Consider the following 21423-nt stretch of genomic DNA (forward strand, 5'->3'; position numbering starts at 1 on the left):
CGGGTGAAGATCCGGACCAATCGTCAAGAGGCAACAAAAAATGAGTGATACCTTGGTCGTACCCAGTGAAAATAGTCAACTCAGCAAGAAACTTTCGCTGACGGACGTCATTGTCTACGGGTTGCTTTACTTCGTTCCGATTGCTCCTGTCTCTGTCTTTGGCGCCATTCACAACGCGTCCAATGGGCTGACTGCGCTGACTTATGCGTTGGCTGCCATCGCTATGGTGTTCAGTGCAATCAGCTACAGCGAAATGGCGAAACGAATCCCTCTTTCGGGATCGGTCTATTCTTATGTGACAAAGGGAACCAATGCAACATTCGGCTTTATGGCGGGTTGGGCCATCTTGCTGGACTATCTGTTGCTTCCCGCGTTGCTGGCGATTCTCGGTGCGGCGGCCTTGCAACCTTTGTTTCCCGGCATCGACAAGGTGGTTTGGTTAGGGATTTTTGTCGCTGTGCCCATGATCGTTAATCTGTTCGGTATCACCGTTAATGTGAATGTGGGAAAGGTGCTGCTGGTCATCCAGTTGGTTGTCCTCTCGATTTTCGTCGTGTTTGCGGTTGGCCTTATCGCCGGAGGAGCGGTTTCCAAGGAGCAACTGTTAGCGCCTTTCTATAACCCGTCGCAATTTAGCATGTCCGCCGTGTTTGGCGCCCTACCAATCGCCGCCCTGGCCTTCATCGGCTTCGACGCTGTTTCGACATTGAACGAGGAGGCCGAGGGGGGCGGTAAAACCGTATCACGGGCTACGATGTTGTTACTGGTGATCGTGACCGTGCTGTTCGTTGCGCAAGTCTACCTGGCGTCTGTGTTCGTTCCCCTGGGGTCGAAATATCAGGACGGCGCCGTTGATGTTGCCTTTTACACGGTCAGCACCCAAGTGGTGGGGACGTGGTTCCTGCCCGTCATCACTTTGACGAATGCACTGATAGCCTTGCTTGCCAATGCACTTATCTCCCAGGCCACCACGGCAAAAGTCATCTACTGCATGGCACGCGATAAAAAGCTGCCTCGTGTGCTCGCCAAACTTAATAAAAATGAAGCACCAACGACTGCGCTATACCTAGTCGCTGCGCTCTCGCTGGTGATTGCCATTGTCGGCAAAGACGAGATTGAAACCATCGTAACAATGGTCACGTTCGGCGCGTTGTGTGCCTATGTGATGTTGCATGCTTCTGTCATCGCTTTCTTCAGGGGTAAGACTGATCGCTCCTTCTTCAGACATCTCGTTTCCCCCGTGCTGGGTGCGGCCGTCCTCTGCTACGCACTGTTCAGCGCGAACTCGAACGCCCAACTCGTCGGAGTCGCATGGCTCGTACTCGGTGGCATCGTCGCGTGGATTCTGAAAGGCAAGCAATCGTTGGACATACCCGTATAGCGCCCCACTATGAGTTCAAGGCTGCATGAAAAACCATGTGGCCGATACGCAAACCTGTCGTGACTGCCCAACTGGACAGTCGACTTAGTCAGAAACTTATTGTCCGGTAAATCTAAATTGCTTGAAAGTGCAGGCATATGGCGCTTGCATTCATTGGAGAAACTTATGCACATTGAAATGCTTATTAACGGCAAATTGGTCGCAGGCGAAGGCGAACAGCTCGCGGTGATGAACCCTTCTCTGGGGACCGCGCTAGTGGACATTGCCGAGGCTACGCCTGCGCAGGTTGATTGCGCGGTGCAAGCCGCTGACGCCGCCTTCGAGAGCTGGTCCCAGACCACGCCAAAGGATCGCTCGCTGTTGTTGCTTAAACTGGCTGACCTCATCGATAGCCATGCCGTAGAACTGGCCCGGCTGGAATCGAATAATTGTGGCAAACCTTACGCAGCCGTCTTGGGGGACGAACTGCCTAACGTGTCCGATGTATTTCGTTTTTTCGCTGGCGCGAGCCGGTGTTTGCAAGGCTCGGCGGCGGGCGAATATTTGCCAGGTCATACTTCGATGATCCGGCGCGATCCGGTGGGTGTCGTCGCCTCGATTGCGCCTTGGAACTATCCACTGATGATGGCCGCGTGGAAACTGGCTCCAGCCTTGGCGGCCGGCAATACCGTTGTCCTCAAGCCTTCCGAACAGACACCGCTGACGGCGCTTAAGTTAGCCTCGTTAATGGCCACGGTTTTCCCTGCGGGCGTGGTCAATGTAGTGTTCGGACGAGGGCCCAGTGTAGGCAAGCCGCTTACTACCCACGAGAAAGTGCGGATGGTCTCACTGACGGGGTCAGTGGCCACCGGCAGTCATATCATCGCCAGCACTGCTGCCACCGTTAAGCGTATGCATATGGAATTGGGAGGCAAAGCCCCTGTCATCATTTTCGACGATGCAGACATCGATGCGGCTGTAGAGGGCATACGTAGTTTCGGTTTCTATAACGCCGGCCAGGATTGCACCGCAGCCTGCCGCATCTATGCGCAAAAAGGTATTTACGCTCGCTTCGTTGAAAAGCTCGGCATCGCCGTACGCAGTATCAAATTTGGTCTTCAGGATGATCCTGAAACTGAGCTGGGGCCGCTGATTACCCAACAGCACTTGGACCGTGTCGTCGGCTTCGTGGATCGAGCACGGTTACTGCCACACATAAAAGTCGTGACGGGCGGGAAACGCGTGGAAGGTCCCGGATACTTCTTCGAACCCACGGTACTGGCCGGCGCGCGGCAAGACGACGAAGTGGTGCGCAGGGAGATTTTCGGCCCGGTGGTTTCCGTGACCGAATTTGAAGACGAGGCGCAGGCACTGTCCTGGGCAAACGACTCTGATTATGGCCTGGCATCATCGGTGTGGACCTCTGACGTAGGTCGAGCTCACCGTCTTGCGGCACGCCTGCAGTACGGCTGCACTTGGGTCAATACCCATTTCATGCTGGTGAGCGAGATGCCACACGGTGGTGTAAAGCAGTCTGGCTACGGCAAAGACATGTCGATATATGGCTTGGAGGATTACACGGTGATTCGCCACGTGATGATCAAGCACTGACCGAACTGTGCCGTCGTTTCTGCGGCCGCTCACCCGAATGCTGAAACGCACCCGTGCAGTCTCGTTTTTGCAGGCTGCGCGTAGTGCCACCATCAAGTAGGTTGAAGCACTTCCTAGACAAGCTGGTGTTCAAGGCCTATGTGGCCGACATACCAAGTTGGAAATTACGGTTCGCTACCTCGACATAAAGGTCTTGGACGCCTTGGAAATGTCAGAGCAGACTGAGCTGTGAAGAAGTGGCTGGCAACTGTGCCTAGGCACTCAGTTGTCGGCTTATCCACGCAAACGAGTCGTTCGCAGCGATAGCCCAACCGGCTGCTTTCGCTGCAAAGCCGTCCCTACCGATGGCCGCTTCAGGCTGGTTGCTGTCGTTGGGAGGTGTTTGGCGAATAGGTACTATCGGCCAACAGCGGACTTTCGTGCTCAATGACAAGCAGACATGAAGGCACACACCGAAACCCATCCGGTGAAAAATGCTACGACTGAGCCGATAGCCAGATACAAAATGGCCAAAATTAATCTCGAGAAAAAACCTTCATCGTCCTTGAAGAAGATTAGCCTGACAGGTGTGACTAAAAATCCTAAAAACCAAGAGAAATACAGCAGGTTCCCTACAGCCAACGGTAGATGGGGAACTGAAGCAGCCACGCCAGCTGTACCCCACAAAGGAAATGCAACAAACGCTGCGGATAACAAGGTGCGTTTACTGGTAGTCATTGGCTGAGGCCTTTTTAATGACCAGAAGATACCGTAATTTATTGGGTACGCGACTACTTCCAACAATCGCCAAGGTCTGTTGTGGCCCCCAAGCCGACGGTGGGCATCGCTCTCCAAAGCGGTCTGCGATGCGCCACCCAGCATTTCCGAGGTCACAACCTTGCCCTGCGAGCGCCTCGATTTCATGTCGTCGTAAGCCATAGTTTCCCGATTACAAGCCTGCCGGGTTTCACGGAATTTTTATACCTGGATGTTTGCACAGCAAGGTCGTCAAAAACGTAGGCTGCAAGCCACTCTCAGAAGGAAGCCGTGTCCAGAATATCCCGCATCGCCCAGCTGATCCCGCAGGTTTTGCGGTCTACATTACGTTGAACCGCTCGACGAGTCATGGTCACGCCCGATCTACTTTCCTCCTGGAGTCGCACAGAGCAGTACTTGCTACAGGCAAAGGCGCTCATCACGCTTACGCCTGCGACGACCGGCGCACTTGACGAAGTAGCTGAGTACCTTGAGCACAACGAACTCGGTATTGCTGGTGACTGGCTAAGATCAATTGCCGAAGAAACCAACTGGGAATCCGTCGAAATCTTGAAGCTGCTCGCGTTGGCGGAGGCGAGCATGGGACGTTCGGCGAACCAACTAGTCCTCGACCAACGGCTGACACAACTCCTCGGACACGCCCATGAAACGAAGCTGCCCGCGGCTTAACATGCCAATCGACACGGACCCACAACAGCAAAACGCGGCGAAGCCGCAAAGTGTTGCGGTCCGGTCATCTTCACGTTAGACCGCAGAACCACATCATGGCAATTTGGCAATTCGATCTGTCATTTGCGTCGCGGGATGGTCCTCTGCCGTGGCGAACGGAAGATGGGCACGAAGTCCCATCCTTGGAGGACCAACGAGTGGTGCTTGCACACGCGCTACTCAGCGAACGAATTGGAGCGCATTGGCTCATGTGTGAGAACTGGCTGGTTTTCGGCGAAGTCGAGGGGAACAGAGTCGATTTACTCCTCAATGAGGATGGCTCGGGCGAGCTATTCGCGCGAGTGGATGTGCGAACCAGGGATGCGCGGTTTGAGCAATCCATTTGCGGGCTTGCCCGGGATTTGAGTTGTGTTCTGTTTTCGGCGGAGTTCTGGGAGCCAGTCGAACCAGATCTCGCTCAACTTGCAGCGGCAATAGGGCGGTCCCGCGCGCAAGACTTCGTGATCGATCCAATTCACGTTCTTAGCGGCAGGCGAGATGCGGTCTAACCAGTCGCTCGAGCCGACTCGCGTCGGCAAGCCGCCGCTCTCGGCTCAGCTTCAACGTTAGCCCTTATGAGTTCCGACGATCAACCAGTGTGTGGAAGAGACTCAAGAGTGGCTTGGCTCGTGGGTCAGCTTCAAGAGTTTCTGTCCTCACCCAACGCTGATCTAGTTGGCGCCAAGTCAATTTTGTCGTGGTATTTGAGCTATGGCCTCTTATCAATGGCTCTGAATCGCGCCGAGCTTGAGGCTGCTCTTCGTCCATACCCTTGGCTTCAAGAAATTGCCATGGGACTCTCTGACGATGAAATCTCTCAAGGAAAACCCCCTCCAGCATTTAGAAAGGGAGATAAGGCCGAGGTCGTTGTGAATGCAAACAACGTCACTCCGCATGTTGGTGCCGTCATTGAGTTTGTTTGGCATCACAAAGAGCGGAAGTGGTTTTTCACCTTGGAAGAGAATGGAAAGAAAGTTGGTAAGAGGTATGCCAAAGAAGACCTTCGCCCATTCGTGGGCTAACCCGGCAGTCGAGAGGGACGGCCACAAGCTGCGCTTGTGGTTCCCTCCACTTCGCTCCGGCCGCCCCTCACTTCTACGTTAGCACGCAAAACATGCGCCGCGTCTGGCTTGCCTTCTTTCTCGCGCCATTGGTGGTGAGCCTTTCATTTGGGATGTTCGCGCTGGTCGCCTACCCAATAATGCTAGTGGTCACGGTCGCATTCGCAGTTCCCCTTTTCTTCGTTCTGCAAAGAATGCGGTGGCTAGATTGGTGGCACGCGTTGCTCGCAGGTGCGGCCTGTGGCGCAATCTACTTTGTCCTCGATGCCATCATGCGCGGATGCGCGGCTGGTTCCGAATCGATCGGCTTGCCACCGCGAACAATGTCGTCTACCTTGGTCTGGGTGCGGGCATAGGCATCTTGTATTGGTGGATCGGCATCTTCAGGAACGCCGCCTTTCCCTACATCAGTCAGCGCTTTCCCAAGACCTTCTTGCTGGTTGTGCCTCTCGCCGCCCTATTAGTGGTGCTCCACCAGTCGTTGCACTTTCGTGTGGACCAAGGTCGCGCGACCAAAATTCTTTTAGAACCTACTAACGAGTTGGACCAAGACGGGAGGCTTGTCGTGCGCCTGACATCTGGAGCCACAGTTGAGGCCGACTATGGGTCGACGTGGCCACGGGAGATGATTGAGGGCAAGTGTGTGCACGTCAACGAGCGGTGGTCGATCTTGAGAAATCGGCGTGTCTGGGAAGTCGCAGTCCCATTCGGAGGCGGCGTCGATGCATGCTAACTTGTCGGTCAACACGTACTGTTGCCGCCGACCGAAAACTGACAGTCTGAAGTCGAGAGTCGATACGCAGCAATGTCCTCCTAAAATACTCTCGTTTCATCCCTCACTATAGAAGTATCCATGGCTAAGAAAATTGACCGCGCACGTATCGACTCTGGACGGTTTGAGTTACCCAAGAAGCTGGCTTTCCTCACATCGGAGAAAGTGGACTTCACGTCGATCACCGATACCGACGGCGACTGGTCGGTACAGGTTCCAGCGGCTGCGCTGCAAAGAATCGTCAAAACAAAAGCCGAACTGAAGCTCCTCAAAGCCAGCAATAAGCTCACCGTCGGAGAGCATGCGGCTACGTTGGCTGCGGCAAATGCAGCCCATGAAGAATCACAGCGCGCACTCGCATCGGCAACCCGCAAAATCAAAGCGCTGGAGAAAAAGCTGACAGCAACCGCTGCCTTGGCTCCCATTCCCACCGCCGCTTCTGCTAAAAATATCAAAGCTGTCGCCGTGAGCGCAAGTGCTGGCAAGGCTGTCGACAATGCTGCGTCAGCGACCAAGCCAGCCAAAGCCATCAAGGACACCCAGGCCTCCAAAAAAGAAAAAGCGGCGTCAGCTGTCGAAGCCAAGCCGCCAGCGAATGCTGAAGTTGCCGTGACGCCGGCAAATGTAACCATGAAGACCACCAGCGCCAAACCCGCAGCCAAGGCAGCCCAAAAGGCACCTAAGCGGACGAAGGAAGATATCAAAGTCGTCGCCACGACCACCCGCGCTGAACCCATTGCGGTCTCCGCAGACGTCATAGCGGTTCCAGCGGCAAGCGCTGAAAGGGCCCAACCGACGGAAGCCGTCGCAGTGAATTGAGCAGACGGCCATCAGGGTGGCCCCACCTCGGAACGGCCGCCGAGTCACCCGTCGCCCGCTTGAGCCTTCTCCGTAGTGCTGTACTGATTGCTTTGTTTCTGCTGCTGGTGCCAACTGCAGAATGACCAGCACAGCCAATAATTTGATGACTACCCTGAATCCTTGTAGAACTAAGCTGGATACACTTTCCTTGCGATGAGGCCGGTTCGTTTGAAACTGGCACAAGAACCCCCAATGGGGGGCAGCAGAAATCTTGGACTGGCTTTGTAGTTCTACGCCTCTGGAAATCCAGACGTTGGAAATTTTCTGAGGGAGGTAGACACGAATCTGCTTTCAGTAGTGCAACAATCGAACAATGCGTTTAGGCCATTTCGACTTGAATCTTTTTGTGACACTGGATGCACTACTGGAGACCTGTAGCATCACCCGCACAGGAGAGCAACTAAACATAGGAGCATCGGCCATCAGCAGTGCTCTGGGTCGGCTACGTGAACACTTCGGTGACGAGCTGCTGACGCAGGTAGGTCGCCGCATGGAGCTCACCCCACTTGCACAAAGCTTGCGTGAACCGGTACGCGACATCATCCTGCGCTCGCGCGCCACCCTGGCGGCCAAGTCCGACTTCGATCCTGGATGCGAGCTGCGACGCTTTGTCTTTAACGCATCGGACTACGCCACTTCGGTTCTGTTGACACCTTTGGCGCAACGGCTGGAGTCGGAAGCACCAGGCATCTCCATCGACGTCGTGGGCCTGGGCGACAGCAACCTACAAAAACTGGAACGCGGCGAAGTGGACATCGCCATCTACCCTGACCGCAATGCCAGCGCCGCGCATCCGCAAGAAGATCTGCTAAACGAGGGCTACACCTGCGTGGTATGGACAGGCTACAGCCGCGATGCCATCAGCTTCGACGACTATATGGCCGCCAGGCATGTGGCGACGCAGTTTGGCGACCAGCGCGTGCCGACTTTCGAAAGTTGGTTTCTATCCACGCATGGCGTGGCGCGCAACGTCGTCGTCACGGCCAGCACCTTCAATGCCCTGCCGCTGCTGGTCGTCGGGACCCAGCGCATTGCCACCATGCACAAGCGACTCGCACAAATGTATGCGCGCTTGCTACCCGTACGCCTACTGCCGGTCCCTTTCGACATTCCCCCCCTGAATCTGGTCATGCAGTGGAACCGCCACAACGACCAGGATGCCGCGCATACCTGGCTGCGCCAGCAGCTCAAGGCGATTGCGGCGGAGACAACTTAAAAGCGTTTACCAGGCGGTGGCCCCGGCATCAATGTTGAAGTCGGCCGCAGTCACCCAACCCGACTCGTCGGATGCCAGATAAATCGCCAGCCAGCCAATGTCTTCGGGCTGGCCTATGCGCTTGAGCATGCACTTCTCCAGCACCTTGTCGCGAAAGCCCGGAACATGGTCCAGCGGACGGCGCGTGGCGGCCGTCTCCACCAGCGCCGGCGAGATGGTGTTGACGCGGATGCCGAACGGCCCGCCCTCCATCGCCAGCTGGCGGCTCATGGCAAGTACCGCGCCCTTGCCCGCGCAATGCGCGAGCGCCGCCGACAAAGGCAGGGCCATATGCGCATTGGCCGAGGCGAAGTTAATCACCGAGCTACCGCTCCGGGCCTTCAGATGCGGCCAAGCAGCTTGGCATGCCAGGAATACGATGTCGACTTCGCCGGTCAGCGTCTTGCGCCACTGGGTCTCGTAGTCCATCGCCTCCAGCCACGCGAAGGAACCGAAGGCGGCTGCGTTGACCAGGATGTCGATGCCGCCATGCAGAGCCACCGTCTGCTCGATCAGGCGCTGCACCGGCTCCGGCTGGGTCAGGTCCAGCGGATGCAGGCTGTGGATCGCCAAGTCCTGCCGGGCCGCCTCGTCCACCGTAGCCTGGGCGCTGGCGGCGTCAATATCGCAGCCCACTACGCTGGCACCCTGCTGGGCAAACATCAGCGCGATGCCGCGGCCAATACCGGCGCCGATGCCGGTCACCACGGCGACCTTGCCGGCCAGCCGGTCGCCACGCTTGCCCGGCATGGCGGGTGTAAATACCGGATGCATGGGTACGTTTTCCATAGCAGCTTGTTTCACCTTATCGACCACGCCTGCCCAGCACGCCGCTCAGCAAGGCGATGAGTGCCAGCACCAGCAGCACGAAGCCCACCAAGCCGACGACCTCGGCACGCGGCACGTGCAGGAATTTTTCCAGGCCCACGATGATCAGCGGATTCAAGAACAGCCCGAGAGTGAAACAAGACTGGAACGCCCCGACCCCCATGCCACGGCGCGACATCGGCAGCTCGCGCACATTCCAGGTCACCATCGCCGGCAGTACGATGCCGGCGCCCAAACCATTGACGAAGCCCGCGACCGTCAAGGCGCTGTAGTCCCCGGCCAGCTGCATCAGCACAAAGCCCAGGCCTGCAATCGTCACGCCCAGGGCCAGTTGGTAAGCCACCTTCAAACGTGGGGCAAGCACCCAGCCAAACAGCAGCGTGCCGCTGATCACCCCCAGGCTGTTCACGCCATAGGCCAGGCCGATCTGCGATGGCGACTGCACGCCTATGGCGCTGTGCAGGTAACCAAAATGCACCGGTACCGTTAGGAACATGATGCCCAGCAACACCGTCAGCCCGCAGATGAAAACCAGCAGGCCGGCGCTGAAGCTTCGGCTGTCGGCAGCCACCTCGTCCGCCGACATACTGGCGCGGGTCTTGGGTTCCCACAGGTACATCGCCATCAGCGGTGCCAGCAGCAGACTGATGGCGAACACCATGTACGGCGCGCGCCAGCCGTGCTCGGCGATCATGCCGCCTACGGTATTGAGCACGAAGGCCGAGGTCGAGGCCACCGTGGTCTGCAGCGACATCAGGCGCTCGCGCTGCTTGCCGCTGTAGTAGTCGCCAATCATGGTGGTGCTCACCGTCATTAGCACGCCTTCGAGCACGCCTAGCGCCAGGCGGCTGGCGATGATAGCGGGCAGCGAGTCCAAATACAGCGGTGCCGTGCCCACCAGGGCGTACAGCACGGCCGCGCCCACCAACATTGGCTTGCGGCCGATGCGGTCGGCCAGCTCGCCGGCGAAGACGCTGATGGCGGCCATGGTGAGCATCGGTGCCGTCATCGTCAGCGGCACCAGAAAGTCGACGCCCGGGACGTGGGCGAAGTGCGCCTGCATCGCCGGCAAGCTCGGGCCCAGCACGGCGGTGACCAGCACCGTCAGGCCACAGGTCACCAACAGGATGATGGCGTGGATCAGCCTGGGTTCAGATGGCGCAAGCGCAGGCCGTGCGGTGGATAGAAAAGCGGTATTTGCTGACATGTTTGTCTCCTCATTTTTTGTAATCGAAAAAGTCTCAGCGCGCCCACCAATGCGACATGGGCAGCCCGGCCACCGGCGCGCGAAAGCTCGGCAGCGTATCACCCATGAGGCTGCCCAGATACACGGTCTGCAGGTCCGGCCCGCCGAAGGTCAGGCTGGCCATCCACGGCGCCAGCGTGCCCTTGCAAGTCGCCATGATCTCGGGCGTCATGCTGCCGCCATAGAAATGCTGGTCAAAGTTGTCAATCGCCTCGGGGTTGCCGTCGTCGAGCAGGGTCAGCAAGTCACCTTCCGGCGTCAGCGCCACCAGCCGTTCGGCCATGATCAGGGTGATCCACAGATTTCCAAACGCGTCAAAGGCAAAGCCGTCAGGAATGCCGCCCAGATTGCTCGGTCCAAAAATTTCACGTCCATGGCAGGAGCCGTCGTCCGCCACTCGCAGGCGCGAGATGCGGCGCGCGTTCGACTCCACCACATACAGCCATTCCTCCTTCGCGTCCAGGCGAATCTCGTTGGTGCCGACGAAACCATCGGCGACGATGCGGATGCCTTTCTCGTCTATCAGGCCCACATAGCCATCGGCCGTCTTCTCGTTGATGGAGCGGGTCCAGGGCTGCAGCCGGGTGGTCACCGTGAACCAGATGCGCCCCTTCGAATCGGTAAGCACAAAGTTGGCCTTGCCCAGCGGCTGGCCGTCGATGCTGTCGTAGAGCCTGCGCGAGTCGCCCACACGCGTCATCAGTTCGATGCTGTCATTGCCGAAGTTGGCGATGATGATGTTGCCATCGCGGTCAAAAGCAATGCCATTGGGCAGGCTGCCGCCGAGTATCAGCGACTCCGCGGTGAGCTCGCGCTCTCCGGATGCCTGCTGCTGGCCTTGCTGGCGGATCAAGGTCTGCGTGCCGTCGGCGGCGATGCGCATCACGCCGCGCGGGTCTGCGGCCCACAGCGTGCCGTCGGCTTCGGCCAGGATGCATTCGGGGCGCTGCAAGCCGACGCCGACGTTGCGGATGCTGCTGCGATCGACTTGCCAGCCGACCAGGGGATTGCGGGGTTTGCTCATGGAGTTACCTTGGGTGGAGTGGTCAGAAGCCAAAGCCGCCGCCGTCCACATTCAGCACCTGGCCGGTGATGAAAGTGGAGTCGTCGGAGGCCAGGAAGGCCAGGGCACCGGTCAGGTCATCGGGCACTTCGGTGCGCGGGATGAACTGGCGCGCGCGCACGCCCTCAAAGGCCTCGGACGGGATATTGGCGGCGCTGCCGGGATGCCGCGTCAGGCCGGGCGAGATGGCATTGACGGTGATGCCCTGCCCGCCCAGTTCGGATGCCAGAGCGCGGGTCAGGCCGATCACGCCCATCTTGCTGCAGGCATAGACCGCCATGCCCGGCGGCGGTCCCCAGACGGTGCTGGAAGCGAGGTTGACGATGCGGCCCCAGCCGCGCTCGGCCATGCCCGGGGCGAAGGCCTGGGCCAGCAGGAATGGCGCGTCCATATTGACCGCCATGATCTGCCGCCACAAGCTGGCGCTGATACTGCCCAGAGGGGCGTGCGGCATGAAGGCCGCGTTGTTCACCAGCACGTCGACCCGGCCGAGCTTGGCCAGCACCTCGGCGGCGAAGCGCTGTACGTCGGTGGGGTCCGCAAGGTCGCAGGCCAGCGCATCGGCCCGGCCACCCGCGCCGCGAATCTGCTCAAGCAATTCGGAGCAAGGCAGGCGGTCGGTCAGCACCAGTTGATGACCGCTGGCCGCCAGGCGCATGGCGAAGGCGTGGCCCAAGCCACCAGCGGCACCGGTGACCAGCGCGATTCGGGGATGAGAAGCAGTTTTCATGAAGGGCTCCAAAAAATTCAACTGTCGGCCTTGAAGCCGGTGCGCCGAACCACTTCGGCCCAGCGTTCGAAATCGGTACGGATGTCCTGTGCCAGTCTGCTGGCACCACACGCCTCGGGGTTGAAGCCCATGCCCAGCAGATGTAGCCGCACCGTGTCGCGCGCCACGACCTGGCGTACCGCCTCGGCGAATACGTTGAGCATGGCAGGCGGTGTTCCGGTCCGGGCGAAAAAGGCGAACCATTCTTCGCTCTGCAATTCGGCATAGCCCGATTCGCCAAAGGTCGGCACTTGCGGGAAGGCCGTGCTGCGCACCGCGCCGGTGGTCGCCAGCATGCGCAGCCTACCGGCCTTGACCAGTTCCGCGAAGTTGGCCTGTGGGCTGAAGGCACAGGCGAGCTGGCCGCCGGCCACCTCCTGGGCCATATTGGGCGTGCCCCTATAGGCAATCGGCTCCAGCGCAATGCCCGCCTTCCTGGCGAACAGCCAGGCCAGGAAGTGCGGGCTCGAACCGAGGCCGGCCACGCCCAGGTTCGCCTGCTTCGGATTTTGCTTGCACCAGGCCACCAACTCGGCCAGCGTGCGCGCTGGATGATCGGAGCCCACCACCAGGGAGAAATCGAAGGTGCAAGCCGAGCAGACCGGCGCAAAGTCCTTGAATGGGTCATACGGCAGCTTGTCAAAGGTGCTGGGGGAAATCGTCAACGGGCTGGGCGGCGACAGCGCCAGAACGGCACCGTCCGGCGCTGCCTGTTTCACAGCAGTCAAGGCCATCTGTCCGCCCACACCGGGCTTGTAGTCAACCAGCACCGGCCGCCCCAGCAATTCACGCAGCGGCTCCACCAGTTGCCGCGCCACGGTGTCCACCGGGCCGCCCGGACCGAAGCCGACCAGAATCGTCAGGGGTTTGCTCTCGGCCCCCAGGGCTGCTACGGCATCGAAGGCGGTGGTCGCCGCCAACGCCGTGCCGGCCTGCAAAAGATGACGTCTTTGCATGTTGTCTCCCGATCCTTAAATCGGCGCGCTCAGCGTCGTCATCGCGTTCAGCATGACGCGGGTGTGCTCTTCCTTGGAGCCACCGGTCTGCTCGATTTCCCCCATGCGCATGGAGCTGCTCACCACCAGGCGCGCCCGGTCGTAGCGGCGCCCCGCATAGGCGCGCAAGGCGCCTTCGAGGAACTGGCAGCGCACCAGTTCTTCGGCCAGAACCACTGCGCCTTCGACCGCGATGCCCGCGCCCGAGGCCAGGTGCGGCGTGGTCGCATGCACGGCGTCGCCGAGCAGCACCACCCGGCCGCGGTGCCAGGGCGCGTCCATCATCAGGCCCATCAGGGGGCGGTAGACGATGCTGTAGCTGTTGCCGTCGAGCAGGCCCTGGCGAATGCCGGCCAGGTCGCCGCCGAACTCCTGCAGCAACTCGGCGAGCAGCGCCGGCCATTGCGCGGCTGGGATGAAGTCGAAGTTATCGCGGTGGTCCAGCACGAACAGATAACTCTCGGTGTCGGACACCGGATTGAGCCCGGCCTTGGTGGTGGCGCCCATGAAGATGGTGGAATTGCGCCGGGTGCGCGGCACCACGCAGCGCCATGAACCCTGGCCGCTGAAGCGCGGTGCTGGGGCACCTGGAAACAACGCCTCGCGCACCTTGGAGTTGACGCCATCAGCCCCGATCACGAGGTCGTAGCGGCCCTGGCTGCCGTCGGTAAAAACCACGTCCACCCCGTCTGCGTCCTGGTTGATCTGCGCGAACGACAGCCCCAGCCGCACCTGGACACCGGTCGCACGGGTCGCCTGGCTCAGGATGTCGGCCAGCACCGGGCGCATGATGCCGCCGGCCGGCGGCAATTCGTCTGCCCCCACGGCATGGGCCATGGGCACGGTGTTGAGCACCACGCCATCGGCATTGCAAATGTCGATGGCCGACCAATGCCCCCCGCGGCGCACCACCTCGTCCACCACGCCGACGCTGCGCAGGGCACGCAGGGTCGGGCCGCTGACGGTGATGCCCGCGCCGTACACCGTCCACTCCGGGCTGATCTCGACCAGGTCGACCGCGATGCCCTGCTTGGCGCATTGGATAGCGGCACACATGCCGCCAATGCCGCCACCGATCACAAGAACCTTGTTCACCAATGCCATGTTTGTCTCCTCCGCTATTCTTCAGGCTGTCGTGCCGCCGAGCTGCTCGGCCAGCCAATCGGCGATCTGGTTGCCCGCGTTGTTCGGGTTGTCCAGCGAGCTGTGTTCCACACCGCCCGTGCTTTCGTCAAAAATCATCAGCTCTTTCTTCGGACTGTTGACCAGTTGCGCGAAGGTCTGGTGCGCGTACTTCAGCGGGATCTGGCGGTCGCTTTCGCCATGGGTGACGAGAAAGGGCACGCGGATGCGGTCCAGCACACCGTTCAGGTGCATGGCCTCGGCCTTGGCCAGGAAGTCGTCCATATCGCTCGCGCCGAAAACCCATTGCACATGCTTCCAGTAATGCGGCACCGGGTTCTCGCCTTCGCGCTTCAAGCGCGCCTGCTGCACCTCACGCCAGTCGTGGTTGGCACCCCAGACGGCACCGCAGGCGAAACGCGACTCGAAAGCCACGGCGCGCGGACAGTAATAGCCTCCGAGCGAAACACCGAGCGCGCCGATGCGCCGGGCATCGGCAAACGGCTGCTGTTCCAGCCAGTCCACGATCTTCGATGCCCAGACTTCAGTGTTGTGCACCGCGGGCATGCCGTGCAGGCGCAAGGCCTCGCCGGTGCCGGGCTGATCGATGAACAAGGCCGACAGGCCGCGCCGGGCAAACATCGTGCCCATCACGCTTTTTTGCAGCATCTCCTTGGTGCTGTCCAGGCCGTTTATGACCAGCACGATGGGTGCCGGGCCGCTGGTGTTTTCTGCGCGCACCAGCAGGCCAGCCAGATGTTTACCCTCAAAAGGAATCTCCACCCGTTCGCAGTTTTCTCGGGCCAAGGAACGCGCCTGGGCGAACAGTTCCAGCGAGCGCTGGTAGGTGGCCAGCCGTGCCTCGAAACCATGAGCCTGCATGCGCTCGGCAATGCAGTAATACAGGCCCGCGCGGCCCAGCTTTTCGCCCGCAGACAGTTTGTGGCCCTTGCGCAGATCGTCATCGGCCAAGGCAATTAGTTTGTCGCCGCCGCCCTTCCAGGTATCGAAGAATGCATGCGTACCGATGTCGTCACCGGCGCGGGACGCCTCCAGAATGGGCGCGCACATGGCATCCACCTCGCCGAGGTTACCGCCGTGCGTCAGGGCGATCATGGTGGACAGGCTCCACACGTAATTGGTGGGGAAATACTGGAACATCGCAATCTCTCTTTCAATCAAAAATCGTAGGCAACTCGGCGCCAATCCACACCACGCCGTCGACCACATTGGAGGGCACCGGAATCAGACTTCGGCCTTCGCACGGTCCGGCAAAACAGTAGCCGCTCTCGCGGTCGAAATGCGCGGAATGCGCATAGCAGACGATGTACTGGCCGTCGGCCGACAGGAACTGGTCTTGCCGGTACTCCAGCGGCCGGTGGTTGTGCGGACAGTCGTTGAGCCAGACCCGCACCGCATCGCCCTGGCGCAGCGCGAAGACCTGGTCGTCGTTGCCGCGCCGCAGCAGGCCGCGGGCGGCACCGTCGGGCACATCGTTAAGACGGCACAGGGCTCGCATCGCCTATTCGCCCGGAGCCCACTTCGGGGCATGCTGGAACAGGAAGATCTGCGAGTTGTCCGAGCCCGGCGGCATGGCGCGCGGGCTCCAGCTGTCGTCGTGCAGATCCATGTCGGCATCGAATTCCATGGTGCCCCCAAAGGGGCTGTTGAAGTACCAGAAATAGTTGCTGCCCATGATGTGGCGACCCGGCCCCCAGAAGCTCTTGTAGCCCTGCTGCGCAAAGCGCCAACCCGCATGCAGCACCTCGTTGGCCGAGCCCAGATGGAAGGTGAAATGGTTCATTCCCACCATGTGGGAGTTGAAGCTCTGGATCATGAACAGGCAGTGGTGGTCCAGCGTGCCCTGGGGCCGCATGAACGGGCCGAGGCCGATGAAGCGGTCGGTGACGCGAAAGCCCAGCCGGTCCTGGTAGAAGGCCTCGGCCTTGGCCACGTCGGGCACGAAGTAAACCACGTGCGACAGCGAGCGCGGCAGGATCTTCTCGGCCTTGTCTGCCGCGCAGACATTGGCTGCGCGGCCCGGCGCCTGGCCCGGCACATTGATGCCGATGTGCGGCGCCACGATGGCGCGGCGGCGTGTGATGCAAAAGGCAATCGCATAGCCGCCGTCGTCCAGCGTGTGCAGCGAGCCTTCGTCGTCGAAGCGCATCTCGCGGTCGGCGCTCAGGTTGTCGGCCAGGGCGCGTAAAGTGGCCGCGTCGGCAACGCCGTAGACGGTTTCGCGCAGGTTGGGCGACGGCGCATTGCTTGCCGGCAGGCCCGGGTCGCTGGCGTGGCGCAGCACCACTGCCGTGCCGTCCAGCGCCTCGTAGGTGCCGCCCACGGCCGAGGCGTCGATCTCCTTCAAGCCGTAGTCCAGCAAGTACTGCCGCCCTGCGGCCATGTCTTCCACGCCGAAGACCAGCGTCTCCAATCCAACGATATTCATGCCATGCTCCTGGTAATGAGTTGATCCACCGAACCGTCATGGACCAGGCCAAGAGCCTCGGCCTGCGGGGTAGCTAAAGGGGGGTAAGCCGCGAACAGCTTTTCGATGAAGGGGTCGGGCGCGTAGGTCACCAGGGCCCGGCGGTCCGCGCCGAAGCGCTGCGCCAGGGCCTCCACCACTTCGGCCACGGTCAGGCGCAACACCGGCATCTGGTAGCTGCGGCGGGCATACAGTCGGGCCGGGTCCACACAGGCGGCGTGCAGCAGGTTGTCGACACAGGCGCCGACCGATATCCACCAGGCCACGCCTTCGGGCGACACCGGCACGGTGATGGACTCACCTCGGCCGAGCTTCCAGAACAGCTGGCTCATGAAGGCCGACATCATTCCGGCCCCGTCTCCCGGCCGCGCCACCACGCCGGGCAGGCGCAGCGAGCAGCCCTGCACCCAGCCCAGGCGCGAAGCATCTGCCACCAGATATTCGCCCATCAGCTTGTGCGCGCCGTAGGTCAGGGCCGGGGCGGGCAAGGTGGCTTCGTCGACCTGCGGCGGCAACTGCTCGCCATAGACGGCAACGGTGCTGGCGAACACAAAGCGCGGAGCTTTGGCTTGGCCGCGCAGATCTTCCAGCAAGCCCAGGGTCGCATCCAGATTGATGCTGCGGCCCAAGGCGTAGTTCTTCTCTGCCGCACCGCCGGGGATGCTGGCCAGATGGAATACCGCATCCACCGGACGCGCATAGGCTGCAGCACGCACGGCAGCATCGGCAATGCTGCCGGCGAACTGGGCCACGCGGGCATCGGCATGCGGCGCGTCGAAGCCCACGTCCATCAGGCTCATGCGCTGCACGGCCTGGCCGTTCAGGCCATCGGCCAGCAGCCGTTGAACCAGCGCCTGCCCGACAAAACCCTGTGCGCCGGTAACGACGACATGGCTCATCGTTCGCCCCCTTTGCGGAAGGGCAGCGTCGCCAGGAAGGCCAGCTTGGACAGGCCCAGCATCTTCAAGCCCGCACGTGCCGAATCGGCGTCGAGCCGGGCTTCCATCGGCATGGTGCCGAAGCTCTTGCCCTTGATCACCAGCTCGTTGCCAACGCGGTTCATCGACTCGACGTGCATCAACTCTTCGTCGGCGGCGCCGCGCAGGATCATGCCTTCCTTCTTGGCAGCGGCGATGGTGGCGGGCACGCCGCTGTCTTGCCGGCTGCCACCCGCGACACTGCCGAAGTCCATGCCGAGCTGCTCGAACATCTTGATCGCCGTGGCCCGGCCGGCACCGTAGACCCCGCCGCCCGGATGCTGGAAAGGCCCGGCCAGGTACAGGCGCTCCACGCCCGGCACCGTGTACTGGCCCAGGTCGGGCGTGGGCCGGTGCCCGGCGCTCTGGTAGAAGTACGGCGCCACCCCATGCAAGTCGCCGCGCATCATGCTGTTGGGGCTGCTGCGCTCCAGGTCCAGCGGGCTGACGATGCTGCGGGCGATGATGTTGTCGCTGCTGAGGTTGCTGATGAACTTGCGGTAGTGCGCCAGCGACAGGTCGCCGATCTCTTCCTTCACGTCGTCCCACTGTCTACCATCGGCCAGCTTATAGGGCGCGAAGGTGATGCCGTGGAACATGCCTGCGCCGGGCGGCACCCGGGTCTTATCGCCTATGCTTTCGTCCCCGCCCGCGCACAGCCTGCGCGGCGTGATCAGGCCGCGCTTCAAGCCGTCGAAGTCTTCCAGCATCTCGTCGAGCTTGTCGGTCGCCATGAACTCCAGCATGGTCGCCAGGCCCACGTCCTTGTCGGCGTAGTAGCGCACGTTTTCCTTCAGGTCATAGTGGCTAACCATGATGGAGAACGGCGCCAGCGTGGCACGCTCGGCGCGTTTCATCACCGGCTCGGGCACCCCGTCCATGAACTTGCGCAGCACATGGGGGTGGATAGCGCCGATCACCGCGTCACGTGCCATGATCTCCTCACCGCTGCTCAGGCGCAAACCCTTGGCGCGGCCATCGCTGGTGATGATCTTCGCCACCTCGGCATTGCAGCGCACTTCGCCGCCATGGCTCTCGATGCAGCGCACCAACGATTCGGTGAGCTTGCCACTGCCGCCGATGGGCTGGCTCACGCCGTAGGTGTGGATGATGCCGGGCATCAGCAGCACGCCCATGCCGGTGCCCAGCTCATTGGGGGCCTGCAGGTTTTCGCTAACCAGGCGCAGCAAGTGGATCTTGATCTTGTCGCTCTCGTAGAGCTGGTTCACCAGGTCGAGGCAGTCACGATTCATGTAGTCCAGCATCAGCCTGCCTTCGTCGCTGCGGTCCAACATGGCCACCAGTTCGCCCAGCGGCGGTGGCGGCGAATACAGGCCGGGCATGAACATCTGCAGCACGCCCTGGCTCATCTTGACGAACGCGCGGTAGGTGTCGGCATCTTTTTGCGACACCTTGGAGAAGCATTCGCAGGTCTTGTCCACGTCCTTGTAGGTGTAGAGCACCGACTGGTCGGGGAAGATGGTGGCGTGCGGCACCGGCGAGTAGTGGTACTTCAGGCCATGCTGGCTCAGCAAACCCAGCTCATCGTTGCGCAGCATGGGGTTGCCCTGAATCATGATGTGCACGCTGCTGTGCTCGTCGTGCCAGTAGCCGGGCGTGTTGAGCTGGCGCGTGGAGACCCCGCCGCCGGGGTAGCTCTTGCGCTCCAGCACCAGCACCTTCTTGCCGGCCTTGGCCAGATAGGCCGCGGCCACCAGGCCGTTGTGGCCGGCGCCCATGGCGACGATGTCGTAGTTGTTGCTCATATAGCGTCCTGTTGAGATGTCGCGACGAAGCGGTGCTCGATCGCCCCGAAGATGGATTGGCCTTGCGCATCCTGTACCTCGAAGCGCAGGCGGTCGCCGAACTTCAGGAACGGCGTGCTTGAGTCGCCGCTGTCGATTTTCTCCACCGCCCGGCGTTCGGCCAGGCAGGCTGAGCCCACGCTGCGGTGCGCCTGGTTGGATACCGTGCCCGAGCCCAGAATGGTGCCGGCGCGCAGATTACGGTTGTAGGCCAGGTGCGCCAGCAGTTCGCCAAAGCTCCAATCCATCTCGCGTCCGTTCGGGTGGCCGAACCACTCGCCGTTGCGGCTGACGTGCATGTCCAAGTGCACCCGCCCGCCATGCCAGGCGTCGCCGAGTTCGTCGGGCGTGACGGCCACCGGGCCGAACACGGTGGCAGGCTTGGCGTTTATCAAACCAAAGCCCATGCCCAGTTCACGGAACAAATGGGTGCGCATGCTGACGTCGTTGAGGATCATCAGCAGCCGGATCTTGCTTTCGCACTGCGTGGCGCTGCTGCCCATGGCGATGTCGTCGACGACAGCCGCAAACTCGCCTTCGAAGTCGCCGTTGTCGGCTTCGGTGGGAAACGGGTAGTCGTCGTAGGGGCCTGCAAAGTCGTCGCTCTGGCGCTGCACCAGTATCGGAATGCCAGCGGTCTTCTTGATGCTGAGCTGGTAGGCCTGCTCCATGATCTTGCCGTGGTTGAGAAAGGCCGAGGCATCGACAAACTGGTGCGTGCGCGGCAGCGGCGCCATCGCCTGGGCGGGGTCGAAAGCAAAATCGACCAATGCCCGGCCGGCGTTCAGCAACTCGTAGAGCGACTGCAGGCCGGGTGCCGTAGCCGCCCAATGCTCGATGGCGTACTGCAGGGTGGGCGCAACAGACTCGGCGAAAGCGGCGCGGCGCAAATCTTTGGAGACCACGACCAGGCGGCCATCGCGGCTGCCGTCTTTGAGGGTGGCGAGTTTCATAAGATGTTTTTCTCGGTTTAGGCCAATGGGCGACCACCGTCCACGGGAATGACCGCGCCAGTGGTAAAGGTCAGATGGGTGGCGGCCGCCAGAACGGCAGCAGCCACTTCCTCGGGCAGGGCCAGGCGCTGCAGCGGCGTGCGGCCGGCCTGCTCGTTGCGCCAGGCCGGGTCCAGGGATTTGACGAAATCGGTATCGGCCAGACCCGGCGATACCGACAGCACGCGGATCTGCGGCGCCAGCGCGCGCGCCAGCGACTTGGTCATGTTGTCCAGCGCAGCCTTGGAGGCGCAGTACATGATGTTGCTGCCCATGGCGCTGACCGCCGCGATCGACGAGATGTTGACCACCAGGCCCGTGCCGCCCTCGGCGCGCGGCGCGGCCAGCAAGGGCTTCAGGGCCCGCACGGCCGCGAACGGGCCACGCACATTGGTCGTCAATATCTGGTCTATCAAGCTGTTATCCAGACCATCCAGATCCGGATGAGCGACAAAGCGCGTGGTGCCGGCGCAGTTCACCAGGATGTCGCAGCGGCCGTAGCGGGCCTGCACTTCGGTCGCCAGCACTGCCAGGGCTGCGCTGTCCGTCACCGGTGCCTTGAGTGCCGCATGCGGCAGGTCCACGGCAGGCAGGCTGTCGACCAGCGCCTGCGCCGGCCCCTGCGAACTGTTGTAGCCCACCACCACGGCGCAACCGGCACCGGCCAGCCCGCGGCAAATCGCCTCGCCGATGCCGCCGGCACCGCCGGTGACCACGGCTACCTGGCCTTGCAACATACGCATCATGCTCACCT

20 protein-coding genes and 1 pseudogene are annotated in these 21423 nt (G+C 61.3%); 7 read left to right on the forward strand and 14 right to left on the reverse strand.

Going from position 1 to position 21423, the window contains the following annotated elements; genetic code table 11:
* Nucleotides 1-40: 40 nt before the first annotated feature.
* The 3 genes and pseudogenes from BLT66_RS18465 to BLT66_RS27240 all read left to right on the forward strand — a co-directional run.
* A complete protein-coding gene (locus tag BLT66_RS18465; protein WP_092759812.1) occupies nucleotides 41-1381 on the forward strand; it encodes an APC family permease in 1341 nt (446 codons plus the stop codon).
* 177 nt (nucleotides 1382-1558) lie between these two features.
* Nucleotides 1559-2971, forward strand: coding sequence for a gamma-aminobutyraldehyde dehydrogenase (locus BLT66_RS18470; protein WP_218922634.1), 1413 nt, complete (start codon nucleotides 1559-1561; stop codon nucleotides 2969-2971).
* A gap of 127 nt (nucleotides 2972-3098) precedes the next feature.
* Nucleotides 3099-3203, forward strand: a pseudogene (locus BLT66_RS27240) (integrase); the annotation flags it as partial.
* A gap of 191 nt (nucleotides 3204-3394) precedes the next feature.
* Here the strand turns inward: BLT66_RS27240 and BLT66_RS26530 are convergent.
* The gene (locus tag BLT66_RS26530; RefSeq protein WP_143029244.1) at nucleotides 3395-3889 is read right to left on the reverse strand and encodes a hypothetical protein; all 495 of its coding nucleotides are present in this window, start codon (nucleotides 3887-3889) and stop codon (nucleotides 3395-3397) included.
* 186 nt (nucleotides 3890-4075) lie between these two features.
* On the opposite strand from BLT66_RS26530, the gene BLT66_RS18475 reads away from it, so the two are divergent.
* The 4 genes from BLT66_RS18475 (at nucleotide 4076) to BLT66_RS18500 (ending at nucleotide 8345) form a co-directional block, all read left to right on the forward strand.
* A complete protein-coding gene (locus BLT66_RS18475; protein WP_092759816.1) occupies nucleotides 4076-4396 on the forward strand; it encodes a hypothetical protein in 321 nt (106 codons plus the stop codon).
* Nucleotides 4397-5226: 830 nt separating this feature from the next.
* Complete coding sequence (locus BLT66_RS26535) at nucleotides 5227-5457, forward strand: hypothetical protein (RefSeq protein WP_143029245.1); 231 nt, start codon at nucleotides 5227-5229, stop codon at nucleotides 5455-5457.
* An 892-nt stretch (nucleotides 5458-6349) separates the two neighbouring features.
* On the forward strand, nucleotides 6350-7087 hold the full coding sequence (locus tag BLT66_RS18495) for an RNA polymerase sigma factor (protein WP_092759824.1): 738 nt from the start codon (nucleotides 6350-6352) through the stop codon (nucleotides 7085-7087).
* 388 nt (nucleotides 7088-7475) lie between these two features.
* A complete protein-coding gene (locus BLT66_RS18500) occupies nucleotides 7476-8345 on the forward strand; it encodes a LysR substrate-binding domain-containing protein (protein ID WP_255406988.1) in 870 nt (289 codons plus the stop codon).
* A gap of 6 nt (nucleotides 8346-8351) precedes the next feature.
* Here the strand turns inward: BLT66_RS18500 and BLT66_RS18505 are convergent, their stop codons facing one another.
* The 13 genes from BLT66_RS18505 to BLT66_RS18565 are packed head-to-tail and all read right to left on the reverse strand — an operon-like array spanning nucleotide 8352 to nucleotide 21415.
* Entirely contained in the window at nucleotides 8352-9173 is an 822-nt protein-coding gene (locus tag BLT66_RS18505; protein ID WP_255406989.1) for an SDR family NAD(P)-dependent oxidoreductase, read from the reverse strand.
* A gap of 16 nt (nucleotides 9174-9189) precedes the next feature.
* Nucleotides 9190-10419 (reverse strand): MFS transporter, encoded by a 1230-nt coding sequence (locus BLT66_RS18510; RefSeq protein WP_092759830.1) that lies wholly within the window; start codon nucleotides 10417-10419, stop codon nucleotides 9190-9192.
* A gap of 34 nt (nucleotides 10420-10453) precedes the next feature.
* Nucleotides 10454-11482 carry an SMP-30/gluconolactonase/LRE family protein gene (locus BLT66_RS18515; RefSeq protein WP_092759831.1) on the reverse strand — a complete coding sequence of 343 codons (1029 nt, stop codon included), beginning with the start codon at nucleotides 11480-11482 and terminating at the stop codon, nucleotides 10454-10456.
* Nucleotides 11483-11504: 22 nt separating this feature from the next.
* On the reverse strand, nucleotides 11505-12251 hold the full coding sequence (locus BLT66_RS18520; RefSeq protein ID WP_092759942.1) for an SDR family NAD(P)-dependent oxidoreductase: 747 nt from the start codon (nucleotides 12249-12251) through the stop codon (nucleotides 11505-11507).
* 17 nt (nucleotides 12252-12268) lie between these two features.
* Nucleotides 12269-13246, reverse strand: a complete 978-nt coding sequence (locus BLT66_RS18525; protein WP_092759833.1) for a Bug family tripartite tricarboxylate transporter substrate binding protein — start codon at nucleotides 13244-13246, stop codon at nucleotides 12269-12271.
* Between the two features lie 15 nt (nucleotides 13247-13261).
* Nucleotides 13262-14389, reverse strand: a complete 1128-nt coding sequence (locus BLT66_RS18530; protein ID WP_092759835.1) for an FAD-dependent oxidoreductase — start codon at nucleotides 14387-14389, stop codon at nucleotides 13262-13264.
* Nucleotides 14390-14410: 21 nt separating this feature from the next.
* Nucleotides 14411-15568 (reverse strand): alpha/beta hydrolase family protein, encoded by a 1158-nt coding sequence (locus BLT66_RS18535; RefSeq protein ID WP_092759837.1) that lies wholly within the window; start codon nucleotides 15566-15568, stop codon nucleotides 14411-14413.
* Between the two features lie 13 nt (nucleotides 15569-15581).
* Entirely contained in the window at nucleotides 15582-15926 is a 345-nt protein-coding gene (locus BLT66_RS18540) for a Rieske (2Fe-2S) protein (protein WP_092759839.1), read from the reverse strand.
* A 3-nt stretch (nucleotides 15927-15929) separates the two neighbouring features.
* The gene (locus BLT66_RS18545; protein ID WP_092759841.1) at nucleotides 15930-16856 is read right to left on the reverse strand and encodes a VOC family protein; all 927 of its coding nucleotides are present in this window, start codon (nucleotides 16854-16856) and stop codon (nucleotides 15930-15932) included.
* Nucleotides 16853-17794 (reverse strand): NAD-dependent epimerase/dehydratase family protein, encoded by a 942-nt coding sequence (locus tag BLT66_RS18550; RefSeq protein ID WP_092759843.1) that lies wholly within the window; start codon nucleotides 17792-17794, stop codon nucleotides 16853-16855. Before BLT66_RS18550 ends, BLT66_RS18545 begins: the two co-directional genes overlap by 4 nt.
* Nucleotides 17791-19638 (reverse strand): phytoene desaturase family protein, encoded by a 1848-nt coding sequence (locus BLT66_RS18555; protein WP_092759845.1) that lies wholly within the window; start codon nucleotides 19636-19638, stop codon nucleotides 17791-17793. Before BLT66_RS18555 ends, BLT66_RS18550 begins: the two co-directional genes overlap by 4 nt.
* On the reverse strand, nucleotides 19635-20630 hold the full coding sequence (locus BLT66_RS18560; protein WP_092759847.1) for a fumarylacetoacetate hydrolase family protein: 996 nt from the start codon (nucleotides 20628-20630) through the stop codon (nucleotides 19635-19637). The genes BLT66_RS18555 and BLT66_RS18560 overlap by 4 nt, the downstream gene beginning before the upstream one ends.
* 17 nt (nucleotides 20631-20647) lie before the next feature.
* On the reverse strand, nucleotides 20648-21415 hold the full coding sequence (locus BLT66_RS18565; protein WP_218922627.1) for an SDR family NAD(P)-dependent oxidoreductase: 768 nt from the start codon (nucleotides 21413-21415) through the stop codon (nucleotides 20648-20650).
* Nucleotides 21416-21423 lie beyond the last annotated feature (8 nt).

It is taken from the genome of Rhodoferax sp. OV413, from assembly GCF_900104385.1.
In the GTDB taxonomy this organism is placed as follows: domain Bacteria; phylum Pseudomonadota; class Gammaproteobacteria; order Burkholderiales; family Burkholderiaceae_C; genus Rhodoferax_B.